Annotated in this window: 11 protein-coding genes; 5 read left to right on the top strand and 6 right to left on the bottom strand. The window is 52.3% G+C overall.

Annotated features, from left to right (window positions below; all coding sequences use genetic code 11):
* Positions 1–90: 90 nt before the first annotated feature.
* Together AC55FS_RS02695 and argA are read right to left on the bottom strand one after the other, a co-directional pair.
* Positions 91–969, bottom strand: a complete 879-nt coding sequence (locus tag AC55FS_RS02695; protein WP_496934527.1) for a bile acid:sodium symporter family protein — start codon at positions 967–969, stop codon at positions 91–93.
* 88 nt (positions 970–1,057) lie between these two features.
* Complete coding sequence (gene argA / locus AC55FS_RS02690; protein ID WP_496934526.1) at positions 1,058–2,401, bottom strand: amino-acid N-acetyltransferase; 1,344 nt, start codon at positions 2,399–2,401, stop codon at positions 1,058–1,060.
* Between the two features lie 74 nt (positions 2,402–2,475).
* On the opposite strand from argA, the gene AC55FS_RS02685 reads away from it, so the two are divergent.
* From AC55FS_RS02685 to AC55FS_RS02675, 3 genes are all read left to right on the top strand, one after another.
* A complete protein-coding gene (locus tag AC55FS_RS02685; protein ID WP_496934525.1) occupies positions 2,476–3,870 on the top strand; it encodes a CYTH domain-containing protein in 1,395 nt (464 codons plus the stop codon).
* A gap of 15 nt (positions 3,871–3,885) precedes the next feature.
* Positions 3,886–5,649 carry a type IV pilus assembly ATPase TfpB gene (tfpB, locus tag AC55FS_RS02680; RefSeq protein ID WP_496934524.1) on the top strand — a complete coding sequence of 588 codons (1,764 nt, stop codon included), beginning with the start codon at positions 3,886–3,888 and terminating at the stop codon, positions 5,647–5,649.
* A gap of 87 nt (positions 5,650–5,736) precedes the next feature.
* Positions 5,737–6,237: a 3'-5' exonuclease gene (locus tag AC55FS_RS02675; protein ID WP_496934523.1), complete on the top strand. Its 501-nt coding sequence runs from the start codon at positions 5,737–5,739 to the stop codon at positions 6,235–6,237.
* A 5-nt stretch (positions 6,238–6,242) separates the two neighbouring features.
* Here the strand turns inward: AC55FS_RS02675 and AC55FS_RS02670 are convergent, their stop codons facing one another.
* Positions 6,243–7,121: a hypothetical protein gene (locus AC55FS_RS02670; protein WP_496934522.1), complete on the bottom strand. Its 879-nt coding sequence runs from the start codon at positions 7,119–7,121 to the stop codon at positions 6,243–6,245.
* 91 nt (positions 7,122–7,212) lie between these two features.
* On the opposite strand from AC55FS_RS02670, the gene AC55FS_RS02665 reads away from it, so the two are divergent.
* Entirely contained in the window at positions 7,213–8,121 is a 909-nt protein-coding gene (locus AC55FS_RS02665) for a response regulator (RefSeq protein ID WP_496934521.1), read from the top strand.
* Between the two features lie 55 nt (positions 8,122–8,176).
* Here AC55FS_RS02665 and lpxL read toward each other — a convergent pair whose 3' ends face one another.
* From lpxL to hldE, 3 genes are read right to left on the bottom strand one after another with little or no spacing between them, the layout of a single operon-like run.
* The gene (gene lpxL / locus AC55FS_RS02660; RefSeq protein WP_496934520.1) at positions 8,177–9,115 is read right to left on the bottom strand and encodes an LpxL/LpxP family Kdo(2)-lipid IV(A) lauroyl/palmitoleoyl acyltransferase; all 939 of its coding nucleotides are present in this window, start codon (positions 9,113–9,115) and stop codon (positions 8,177–8,179) included.
* Positions 9,108–10,064 (bottom strand): ADP-glyceromanno-heptose 6-epimerase, encoded by a 957-nt coding sequence (gene rfaD, locus AC55FS_RS02655; protein WP_496934519.1) that lies wholly within the window; start codon positions 10,062–10,064, stop codon positions 9,108–9,110. The genes lpxL and rfaD overlap by 8 nt, the downstream gene beginning before the upstream one ends.
* Positions 10,061–11,491 (bottom strand): bifunctional D-glycero-beta-D-manno-heptose-7-phosphate kinase/D-glycero-beta-D-manno-heptose 1-phosphate adenylyltransferase HldE, encoded by a 1,431-nt coding sequence (gene hldE / locus AC55FS_RS02650; RefSeq protein ID WP_496935933.1) that lies wholly within the window; start codon positions 11,489–11,491, stop codon positions 10,061–10,063. Before hldE ends, rfaD begins: the two co-directional genes overlap by 4 nt.
* A gap of 112 nt (positions 11,492–11,603) precedes the next feature.
* On the opposite strand from hldE, the gene waaA reads away from it, so the two are divergent.
* Complete coding sequence (gene waaA, locus AC55FS_RS02645) at positions 11,604–12,872, top strand: lipid IV(A) 3-deoxy-D-manno-octulosonic acid transferase (RefSeq protein WP_496934518.1); 1,269 nt, start codon at positions 11,604–11,606, stop codon at positions 12,870–12,872.
* Positions 12,873–12,886: the final 14 nt, after the last annotated feature.

Raw genomic sequence — 12,886 nt, 5'->3', positions numbered from 1 at the left:
TTTTTGTTACGAACGTACGCGAAAACGCCACCACAAAAGACAAATCTACCGACTAGGTCGCATTTCGACCGTTACATTTATCCAATTAGGTCAGATGGACACTAACGATTTGTTAGCTGGGCGCCGGCGCAGCAACAGCGTTAATAAGGTTGCCGTTACAAACATAAGCAGGCTGTAGATGCTGGGCGCTATCGACATTTCAGCGCTTTGCAATAAGCCTGTGGTCACCAACAAGGCCAGGGTGCCATTTTGCAATCCAACTTCAAGACAGATGGTACGTGCTTGCGCTTCGCACTGTAGCCACCAGTTACCTAAGCCGTAGCCCAGTGCCATAGTGACCAAGTTGAGTAACAACGCTGCCGGACCTGCCTGCAAGGTGTAGTCCCACAACCTAGGACCGAGGTTGACGGCGATGCTGATCACCAATAGAGCCAGCACCAGCATCGAAAAAACACTAATGACCGACTCCAGTCGTTGCGCCACACTCGGCCATTTGGCCCGCACAGCCATGCCAAACAGTACCGGCACCACGGTAATCACCATCAGCTTGAGCCAAGTCGTAACCAGTGGAAGCTCGAATGCACGTGGGTCCTGGCTGTAAAAATCTATTGCCCAGGAACCAAGCACCGGGATAGTGAATGGAGTGATAAAACCCAGCACTGCGGTGAGCGACACCGACAAGCCCACATCGCCTCGAGCCAGATAGGTGTACAAATTCGACGTCACCCCCCCCGGGCAAAGGGCCAGAATAAACAAGCCAATAGCCACTTCGCCATTGAGTCCAAGAATGGCGATCAGCAACATGGCCACCAACGGCAGCAATAGCATCTGACAGGCAGCCCCCAGGAAAAAGCCCTTAGGCTCACTGGCGACACGTCGAAAATCATCGCCGGTGAGACTCATGCCGACACCGGTCATGATCATGATCAAAGCAATCGGCAAACCTATTTGCGTCAGAGTTTCAAACATAGCGGACTCTTATTGTTGTTTTTGCTGATGCCATGCACGCTACTGCATTCAGATGGCGACAACAACTGTATACAATTGACGCTATCCATCACAGCGCGTAAAAGAAGACTTTTGAGTTGCGCTGATAGTTATACAGCTGCTGGCGCGCGGCCGGTAACGCACTCACATCTCCTGGCACAAAGCCCTGCTCGATAAACCAGTGCGCGGTGCGGGTGGTTAATACAAACAGGCGCACAAAACCTCGTCTTCGGGCCTCATCGGCCACTTGCTGCAGTAATCGCTGACCTCGCTGACTGCCTCGGTAATCACTGTGCACAGCCACACAAGCCAGCTCAGCGTCCTGTTCCGAATAAGGGTGTAAGGCTGCACAGGCGGTAATCAAGCCATCACGTTCGATCACATAAAAGCGGTGCAGTTCGGTTTCCAGCAGTTCTCGCGAACGTTTCACCAAAGTGCCATTTTCTTCCAGCGGCTGCAGCAGATTCAAAATGCCAGTCACATCTTCGGTGCGCGCAGCTCTTAATTGGTCGTAGGGTTCACGGCTGATCATGGTGCCGCCGCCTTCGCGGGTGAATAGCTCCTGCAGCAAGGCACCATCAACGCTGTGACTGATCAGGTGTACCCGGGGCACTCCTTCCCTGACGGCATGAATCGCTGTGCGGCTCAGTTGCTGACGTGACGTTTCAAACTCTTCCAGGCGCTGCTCCAACTGCAAGCAGGTCAGCTCTCGCAATAGTTCACCGGTTGCAGTGGTCAAACCTTGCTCCGCTGACAACAAGATGAGTTTGTCCGCTTGTAAGCGAATAGCCGCATGCAGAGCTACATCTTCCGCCGTCAGGTTAAAAACATCGCCTGCCGGTGAATAACCGGTTGAGGACAGCAGCACGATATTGCGTTGATCAAGCAAGTCACGAATGGCCTGATGCTCAATACGCCGCACTTCTCCGGTGTGCATAAAATCAACACCATCAATAACGCCCATGGGCTTGGCTGCCACAAAGTTTCCGCTCACCACTCGAATACGAGCGCCATGCATAGGTGAATTGGCTAACCCCAGTGATAAACGTGATTCGATGTCGGCTTTAACGATACCAACAGCGGCCTTTACCGCTTCTAGTGCCTGGTCGTCGGTGACACGAATGCCGTTCTCAAAATGGCTGCTGATGTTCATGCGCTGTAAGATCTGATCGATCTGAGGGCGGGCGCCATGCACCAGCACCAATCGCACACCAAAACTATTTAACAGTGCCAGATCGTGAATCAAATGGGTAAAATGCGCGTCGGCTAGCGCATCGCCTTCCATCATAATGACGAAGGTTTTATCTCGATGCGCGTTGATATAGGGCGATGACTGGCGAAACCAGTGCACATAAGGTGGAATAGAGGCGTGTTCAGTCACAGGGCGGGCCGTTACCGTCAATTTGCCCCCCATTGTTTTCTGTCCTGCTATTTTGTGCAAATGCTTTTGTCATTCCATCCCCGACTGCAGAGGCTTACCATAACGGTATGACAACAGAAATCGAACTCAAACTGCGGCTTGAAGAAGGCCAGGTAGCAACTTTAATCAATTATCTGGACGAACATGCTCAACGTCAGCAAACCCAGCAACTGAGCAACCAGTACTTTGATAGCGCTAATAGTGATCTAGCCCAGGCATGTTGTGCTCTGCGTGTGCGCAAAACCAGCACAGGCAGCTTCGAGCAAACCCTGAAAACCTTGGGAACCGTGCAAGAGGGCATCCGTCACCGGCGTGAATGGAACTGGCCACTATCGTCAGATCAATTTGATCCAGCACTGTTACAGCAAGAGGATGTGGTTCCGCATTTACCCGAAGCGCTGGCTATCGATGACCTAGCGCGCGTGTTCCGCACCGACTTCGAGCGCCATGTTTGGCTGTATCAAATCGACAGTAGCCAAGTTGAAATCGTATTGGACTGTGGCAGCATTGATGCCGCTGACCAGCAGCAGCCTTTGTGTGAGTTGGAGCTAGAGCTCAAAGAGGGTGACAGCTCAGTATTGTGGCCTTTAGCGCAGCAGTTATCTGAACTCTGTCCGTTGTGGCTCAGTGACATTAGCAAAGCCGAACAAGGCTACCGTTTGGCACAACTGCACAAGAGCTGGCAGGCTGAATTATACCTCGAAGCCGACAGTTCAACAGCGCAAGCATTGCAATTGTGGTTGCAACAAGCAGCGATCGGCTTGCAGCGTTCTCTCGAATTGGCGCTGTGGCATGGTGATAGCCAATCAGGGTTGGAAGCCTGGCAACACTGGCAAGCGCTAAAGCAGTTATCAGTCACGTCTAGCAAGGTACTAAAGCGTAAAGACAGCAAAGCTCTACGTGAACTGTTGAATCCAATGGAACAGCCGTTAGCTAGACTGTCTGCTCTGGTAACCGCCGCGCGCTTTAGTGGCGCTGCCGACCTCTACAGCCTTTTCTGCCAGCAAGCAGAAGTCATTCGCTGTGATCGACAGTTTGCTCAGTCGTTGATCGCCATTGTAGTCGAAGTGCAAAGTCTGCCACTGGAAGATAATCAGGAAGGTGCATTACAACGAATTATGCGTACTTGGCGTGATGAAAGTGCTCCTATTCTACAGGCATCTGGGGACGTCAGCGCCGACCAATGGGCCGACCGACAAAACCAATACGCCCGTCTACGCCAGTTGTACCTCTGTCGTCATAGCCTAGAGTCACCGATACAGCCAGGAAGCGCCGCGGAGCAGCAACATCGTACTCGACTGCGACTGCTGTCTGATATGCTAGCAGGTACTACCTTGCTGCATATATGCCGACAGCCAGAAGCTTTATTGGGAGATCGTAGCAACGCCTTACGAGAGGAGTTCGCTCAGTATTTGCCGCTCGAGCTAAACTCACGCTTACTGCAGCTGCGTCCCCAACTCTGATAGAGCACCCTGACTATGCATGCCCAGGCCGATCGCTTCACCTCGTTATCAACTCTGATTGAGGGTTTGCGTCGCGACGGCCTATTGTCTGACGAAGACTATCACGCCGGATTGTCGATTCGTCGCAACGCTGATGAGGCTGAGCTTCACCCTCTGACCTTGATCGCTCGTCAGGGTTTTGCTGATCAACGCAGCAAAAAATTACTCACCGAAGATGTTCTCACTCAATGGCTGGCCGACCAACACAAGCTGGGCTACTACCACATTGATCCGCTAGAAGTAGACGTCACCGCCATTACTGAAATCATGTCGTATGCCTTTGCTGAGCGGCAGCGGATCTTACCCGTCAAAGTAAGCGCTGATGAGGTCATTGTTGCCTGTGCTGAACCTGAAGTATCGGGCTGGGTGAGCAATATTGAGCACGTCAGTCGCCGCCAGGTAACTCGAGTTTTATCACCACCTAGCGACATTGAACGGCACAGGGTTGAGTTTTATCAGCTGGCCAACTCTGTCAGCCGGGCGCGCCAAGCACACAAGGGTGCCAGCGGCGTGCAAAATCTCGAGTCCATGCTGGAACTGGGAAAAGCAAAGGCCCCCGATGCCAATGACGAACACATCGTTAATATTGTCGACTGGTTATTGCAGTATGCCTTTGAGCAGCGCGCCAGTGATATTCACCTGGAGCCACGGCGAGAGATTGGTCACGTGCGCTTTCGTATCGATGGCGTTTTGCATACCGTTTACGAACTGCCAGCGCAAGTCGGCATGGCAGTAGTAGCCAGGATTAAATCCCTTGGCCGTATGAACATCGCCGAAAAGCGCAAACCCCAGGATGGCCGCTTAAAAACTAAAACACCGGCTGGTAATGAAGTCGAGCTGCGGCTGTCTACCTTGCCCACCGCCTTTGGTGAAAAACTGGTGATGAGGGTCTTTGACCCACAAGTACTGGTACGCTCATTCTCTGAACTGGGCTTCAGCCGCGAAGACAATCGCCGCTGGCACACCATGACAGAAAACAACCACGGCATCGTCTTTGTTACCGGTCCAACCGGCTCTGGTAAAACCACCACTCTGTACTCAACACTCAAACAGCTTGCTACTCCCGAGGTCAATGTTTCTACCATCGAAGATCCTATTGAAATGGTGGAGCCGGCGTTTAATCAGATGCAGGTACAGAATAACATCGAGCTTGATTTCGCCAGCGGGGTGCGAGCCTTGATGCGACAAGACCCTGATATCATCATGGTGGGAGAGGTACGCGATTTGGAAACCGCTGAGATCGCCGTGCAAGCCGCTTTAACCGGTCACTTGGTCTTATCTACGCTGCACACCAATGACGCCCCCAGTGCTATTACACGCTTGTTAGAATTAGGATTACCCCCCTATTTGCTGCGCTCAAGCGTGCTGGGCATTATGGCACAACGTCTAGTGCGCACCCTCTGCCCTCACTGCAAACAGCCTGACACCGTCGACGACGACGCCTGGAAGCAGCTCACTACACCCTGGCTGGTGAAAAAGCCGGAACAAATATGTGCTCCTAAAGGCTGTCTCGAATGTCGTGATACCGGCTTTATGGGCCGCATGGGTATTTACGAGGTTATGCCATTGACGGAACAATTAATGACCCAGATTGATGACAACACCGATTTGATCAAGCTGCGCCAGGCGGCAATGAAGGAAGGCATGCACAGCCTGCGTTTAAGTGGCGCCCATAAAGTCGCCGCTGGCATGACCACCGTTGCCGAAGTGATGCGCGTGGCACCTTTGTCCAAGTTTTAGACTTATCTATAGTTTGATCTGCCTGGGAGCCCTAGAATAGCGCCCCCAGATGGGTCACACTGGCAAGAAACAACAAAGGCGACGTGCGTGTCTCAACAGCTTCCAGCGATCATTGATTTAGAGGCCTCCGGCTTTGGCCGTGGCAGCTACCCCATTGAGGTAGGCTTTGCTTTAGAAGATCGTGTCGTGCACAGTTACCTGATTCGCCCGGCTGCGAACTGGCAACACTGGAGTGACGAAGCCGAACAGATTCATGGTATTAGTCGCGAGCTGCTGCTCGCTGATGGCGTCAGCGTGCGGGAAGTAGCGCTACAAATGAACCAATTATTGGCCAACAAGACACTCTACTCGGATGCCTGGAGTTTTGATTCCAGTTGGGTTGGACGCCTGTTCGAAGAAGCAGAATTGGTACAAAGATTTCGAATTGAGACCATCAACAAATTGCTTACCCCAGAGCAAATGGAAATATGGCACGACACCAAACAGCAACTGTGGCAGCAACAAGCGTTTCATCGCCATAGAGCAGCCAATGACGTGCAGGTGCTGCAAGAAACCTTTTTGCAAGTAACAGGAATAACCACCGATTAGATGGGCTATTGTGGCTCCTGAGGCTCACCGTCTGGCTGCTGATCAGAATCCATATCCAACACGGCTTGCTCCAAAAACTGCACTTCGCGTTGCTTACGTTCCAACTGTTCCCTTAGCTCGTCAACGTCTTCTTGCTCTGCTAACTCAAGAAAATGTCGCTCGACAAACTCCTTCTCCGCCAACGTCCGCTTCAGTGATTCCTCAGCCTGGTTCAACTCATCGCGTATTTCCTTCACTTCCGATGCGCGGAAACTCAGTTTCAATTCTTCCGACAGACTACGGTTGAGCAGCTTTTCTTCCTGACACTGCTGTTTTAACGCGGTGACCTTTTCCTGCAATCTTTGCTTTTCTCTCTTCAGTCGGTCACTGGTGACTTTGAGGGTTTTCAGGGACTGTACCTCACGGCTCATGGCGCCGACTTTTTGTTTGAGATGACGTGCCGCTTCGCTCATGTTTTGTTGCGTAGTTTGATATTTTTCCAAGAGTCTTTGCGCCTTATCGTACGCCTTACTCAGTTCATCAAAGCGCCGCTGCAGCTCTTCTTTGTCGTGTTCTTCGTTTTCCAGGTATTGCTTAAAGGCCGACTTCTGCTGCTCCATCAAGGTACGCATCTGCTCCAGCTCCTCGGCGTCGACTTCTAAACTGCCCATCTCCGCCAGCTCAGTGCAGACCTCATCAAGCGCTGAGCCAACTTTCTGCTGCTGCTCCGTACTGTCGTCAATATGCTGCTGTTGCTGCTGTAATTGCTGCAGCAGATGATCATTGGCATGCAACAACTCCATGATCTGAGTCTGCTTTTGACGCCAAATCAACACTAGTGCTGCCAACGTTGCCAGCCAGAAGAATCCCAACTGACCAATCGCCAGCCAACCGTACAAGGTCATAACTCACCCACTGATAGGTACTGTTTACATACTGGCTCGACGATGGCAGACGTCAAGCTGTTCTATACTGGCGACAGCAACAGGAGGCCGCATGAAGTTTCTGATCGTAGACGACAGCCCAGCAATGCAAACCATTATCCGCCGTTCACTGGAAAAGGCCGGATATGCCGATATTGAGTTTAAACTGGCCAGCGACGGCAGTGAGGCATTAGATATCATCCGCACCTGGGAGCCAGAGCTGGTCATTACCGACTGGCATATGCCCAATATGAGCGGCCTGGACCTAATGCAGGAATGCAATCGCCAGATGTTGGGCATTCGCTTTGGCTTAGTGACCACCGAAACCAGTCCAGAGCGTATTCAAGAGGCCAGGTCCGCCGGGGCTTTGTTTGTGCTGCATAAGCCGTTTGAAATGGACGAGTTCCAAAAAGCCTTGTTGCCCATTATTCAAGGCGCCGTCGAAGGTGAAGAAATTCTATCGCGCGAGCAAACGGATCAAACCACCTACGATCTACATTTGCCTGCCGTCAGCGCTTTAACAACCGTTATCAATGGCGTTAGCCACAATCCAATTGTGCTGGAGCCAACGGATATGCGCAGCATTGACTATCGCCATTTGCCTTATGTTGTCAGTCTATTTTGCGATCACGACCAAGCCAATATTAAGGCCGTGTGCATCCTAGATTTACGCGCCGCCGCCATTTTAGGCTGCTCCTACGAAGGTGCTGCCCCGGATGTTTTGCAACACTGTTTGCGCGATCAAATGTTAGATCGCCACTTGCTCGATAATATTAAACGGCTAATGAAGTTGATCGGTGCCTTATTCTACGACCCAGGCAACAAACAGGATCTCGATTTGAAGGGCGTACACCTGATTCCTAAGCCGTTTGAGAGGCTGGAGAAGTTAGGCTCCGCCACCAACGACAAACGCATGGATCTGAGGGTCGGCTCAGTGGAGTACGGCGAAGGCCAGATGATTTTGATGGAAGTCGTCGATTAATCAGGGCCTGTTAACGCTCAGTCAAAAGGCCCCAAGCTGGCCCGAGGGCCAGTCACTAACGCCGATACAATAAGCCTTTCTTTTCTGACTTATCTGGACGGGTTTTAAAGCGTTTGTGCAGCCACAAATACTGGCTCGGGTGCTGCCGTAATTGCTGCTCCAGAAATGCATTGGCCATGCGTGCATCTGTGGCATCATCGCCACTGGGAATATCCAACGGCGGATGCACAGTAATGTCATAGCCAGAGTTGTCGTCATTGCGGAAATAGGTGATGGGCATCACCACGGCATTGCCGGCTTTCGCAATGCGTGAGGTCGCGGTAATGGTGGCGGCTGGCATACCAAAAAAGTCGACAAAGACGCTATTCTTACGGCCAAAATCCTGATCCTGGGCATACCACAACACTTCACCTTGCTTCAGCGTGCGGATAAAGCCACGAATATCCTTACGGGTGAAACAACGTTGATACAGCCGCGCACGGCCACGTTCCATCAAATAGTTCATTACCCCATTGTCTTGCGGCCGATAGCTAATATTCACCGGCTGCACATTCGACACCAAGGCGCCAGCCAGATCGAGCATGCTGTAGTGTGCACCCAACAGCATCACGCCTCGTCCTTGCTGCAACTGCTCGGCGATTTGTTCAAAACCATGAAAGCGGGTGCGTGACAGCAGGTAGTCTGGCTTTCTAAACCAAGCCATCATGGTTTCCATCAGGCCGATGCCGTTATCGATAAAAATCTGTTGCACCAGTGCCTGACGCTCAGCCTGAGTTTTTTCCGGAAAGCACAGCTGGATGTTCACTTCGGTGATGTGTCGTCGCTGCTTGCCAAAACGATGCAGCAGCAAACCGAGCTGACGACCAATCCACAGCTGAGCCTTGTACGGCAACCGCGTCATCAGGTTTAAACAGCCGACACCGAGCCAGGTAAGCCAATGCTTTGGATGCCACAACGACTTCGGCATCGCCTGAAAGAAACCTGCCTTAGCCATTGAGGCAATCCATATAAGCGCTGACACCTTGCTCTACCGTAGCGAAAGGCGCGTCATAACCAGCCTCGCGCAACGCAGTGATATCGGCCTCGGTAAAGCTCTGATAGGCACCTTTTAAATGCTCAGGGAAAGGAACGTATTCCTTACGACCACTCAAGCCGTTAGCCTGATGCCAAGCTAATACGGCATCGGCGACGTCGTTAAAGCTCTGACAGCGGCCCGTGCCTAGGTTAAAAATGCCACTCTTGTTAGCATGCTTCCAGAACCATAAATTCACCTTCACGACATCGGCGACATAAACAAAGTCGCGACGCTGCTCACCATCACCATAACCACCACTGCCACCAAACAGTTTGCACACGCCGTTATCTTGCAGTTGGTTGTTAAAGTGGAATGCGACCGACGCCATCGAACCTTTATGCTGTTCGCGAGGGCCATAAACGTTAAAGTAGCGAAAGCCTACCACTTGCGAGCTGAAGCCGCTTTGCAAACGGCGCACGTACTGGTCGAACTGCCATTTGGAGTAGCCATAAACGTTGAGTGGTTTTTCGTGTTCACGAACCTCTTGGAAAACCTCGCTGCCACCATATACAGATGCACTGGAGGCGTACAAAAACTGAATACCCTTGGCCAAACAGGCATGCAGCAATACTTTGGAGTACTGGTAGTTATTGGCCATCATAAACTTGCCATCCCACTCAGTGGTGGCAGAACAAGCGCCCTGATGGAAGATGGCTTCAACGTCATCGAGAATGCCGTCGTTGGCTTTTACTCGGGCAAGAAAATCGTCTTTATCGAGATAATCGGCAATGTCGCAGTCACTGATGTTATAGAACTGTTTGCCATCGCTGAGATCGTCCACCACGATGATGTCAGTACGACCTTCATCATTCAGCGCTTTAACTAGGTTGCTGCCAATAAAACCCGCACCGCCTGTTACGATAATCATGCTTCGCTCTCCTGAATTCGTTTGACGATGGCCGAGGTGGAGCAATTATCTTTAAAGCTCAACACGATCACCTCACCACCGTTATCCTGCACACATTGGCCGCCAGCGATGTCTTCAATGCGGTAGTCGCCGCCTTTGACCAATACGTCGGGCAACACTCGGCAAATCAGTCGCTCGGGAGTGTCTTCGCTAAACGGCACCACCCAATCGACACTCTCCAAGGCCGCCAACACCGCCATTCGATGTTCAAGCGGATTAATCGGCCGGCTATCACCTTTTAAGCGCTTAACCGAATCGTCAGAATTGACCGCCACCAGTAAGCGTGCGCCTAATGCCTTGGCTTCTTTCAAGTACTGCACATGACCTGGGTGAATGATGTCAAAGCAGCCGTTGGTCATCACCAGAGTTTCACCGCGGGCTCGCGCTTCGGCGACTTGCAGTAACAAGCTGTCTTCATCAAACAAACCAGCACCTTGATGATGCTCACTACGCAGCTCAGCACGCAGCTCTTCAGTGGTGACGGTCGCCGTGCCCAATTTGCCCACCACAATGCCGGCCGCAGTATTGGCCAATGCCACCGCGTCGGCTAAATCGACACCAGCGGCTAAAGCCGTAGCGACAACAGAAATTACGGTATCGCCGGCGCCAGTCACGTCAAACACCTCGCGTGCCCGAGTCGGCAGATGCAAAGGATCTCCCTTGGCAGTAATCAAGGTCATACCTTTTTCACTGCGCGTGACCAGCAAGGCCTGCAGGTCAAAATCTTGAATCAGGGTACGCCCCTTCGCCACTAAGGTAGCGTCATCTTTGGCTGGGCCAACCACGGCCTCAAATTCATTCAAATTTGGGGTAATCAGGGTGGCACCGCGATAACGCTCAAAATCGGTGCCTTTGGGGTCGACCAGCACCGGAACCTGTGCACGACGCGCCGCTTCGATCAGGCGTTGTGGATTCGACAATACACCCTTGCCATAGTCGGACAGAATCACGGCCCCTGACTGACTAAGCTTTTGATCAAACGTTTGATACAGGGTGCTCAAGTCGGTGGCATCAAACGCTTCTTCAAAGTCGAGACGAATCAGCTGCTGATGACGACTCATCACGCGCAACTTGGTGATAGTGGGCAGCAAAGGATGATGATGAAAGTGACAGCTGACCTGGCGTTGTGCCAACAGCTGGCTTAACACCTCACCGTTGTCGTCGTTGCCAATGATACCCAGCAGTTCGGCTTGGGCGCCTAGAGTGGCGATATTCAGCGCTACGTTACCGGCACCGCCAGCACGATTTTCGATATCGTCGATGCGCACCACGGGCACCGGAGCTTCTGGAGAAATCCGAGACGTCGGACCCTGCCAGTAACGGTCCAGCATGACATCGCCAAAAACCAGCACTCGGCCTTGGTGAAAGTCAGGAAGGGCAATATCCATGATTACAGTCACAGCCTAATTCGAAGCGCCGCAGTCTAGCATATTGGCCACCGTGATTGTGCTACTATGCGACCGCTTCATTGATCTTAAACTTGCTTGGTTCAAATAGTCCGTGGCCCGTTTTTTTTATACTCTGCTGTATACCTGTTTACTCCCTGTTTTGGTCGCTCGCCTGTGGTGGCGCGGCCGTCTGAATCCAGGTTACCGCCAACGCTGGCGTGAACGCTTTGGTTTTTTACCGCACAGACCGGCCGCCAATGGTTTGTGGGTGCACGCGGTATCGGTCGGTGAGACCCTGGCAGCAGCGCCATGGATTAAAGCGTTCCAGCAGCGTCACCCTAATGTGCCGGTGATTGTTACCACCACTACGCCGACCGGCTCAGAGCAGGTTAAGCGCCTGTTCGGTGATCGCGTTTATCATATGTTTTTGCCTTACGATGTGCCGTTTTTCTGGCAGCGTTTTTTGCGCACCTTAAACCCAGGGCTACTGGTCATTATGGAAACCGAGCTATGGCCCAATCTACTGCACGCCTGTGAGCAAAGAGCCTTACCGGTGATCCTCGCCAATGCGCGCTTGTCGGAGAAATCCAAGCAGGGTTATCAGCGATTAGAGGCCCTAACCGCTCCCATGCTGCAACAACTAACACGGGTTGCAGTGCAGAACAGCACCGATGGACAACGCTTTATTGAACTCGGGTTACCCGCTAACCGCATGGACGTAATCGGTAGCGTTAAGTTTGATATTCAGGTCGGCGATGAACATCTGCAGCGCGGCAGCGAGCTGCGCCAGCAATGGGGAGCAAAGCGCCCAGTACTGGCGCTAGCCTCTAGCCATCCAGATGAAGATGAGCAGTTATTGGACCTGTATCCACTGCTAGCGGCTCATTGCCCCGGGCTGTTATTGATGTTGATTCCGCGCCACCCCGAGCGCTTTGACGTCGTTGCCAATGCCGTCTACTCACGCAATCTGAAGTTGCAGCGCCGCAGCAAGGGTGAAGCCAATGAGCTTACTCAGGTATATGTGGCTGACAGCATGGGAGAGATGTTAATGCTCTTGGCGGCAGCGGATCTGGTGGTGATGGGCGGCAGCCTGATTGAACACGGTGGGCACAACCCAATTGAGCCAGCAGCACTGGGAAAAGCCACAGTGTGCGGGCCGCATTACGCCAACTTTGCCAGTATCGTCACCACGCTGGAACAGGCTGGAGCACTCACGGTACTGCCAACCTCGAAGCAATCATGGGGTGAGCAGCTAACCCACCTGCTGAATAATCCACAGCAACGAGCAGCTATGGGTAAGGCAGGAAAAGAAACTGTTGATCGCAACCGCGGCGCGGTTGCCCAATTGTTAACTATGGTCGAGCAGCAGCTGCATCTATGATGCAGCTGCCAGAG

The organism is Bacterioplanes sp. CLAM21, assembly GCF_059641015.1.
The sequence above is the reverse complement of the archived record's forward strand: the minus strand, read 5'-3'. Positions and strand labels throughout refer to the sequence as shown.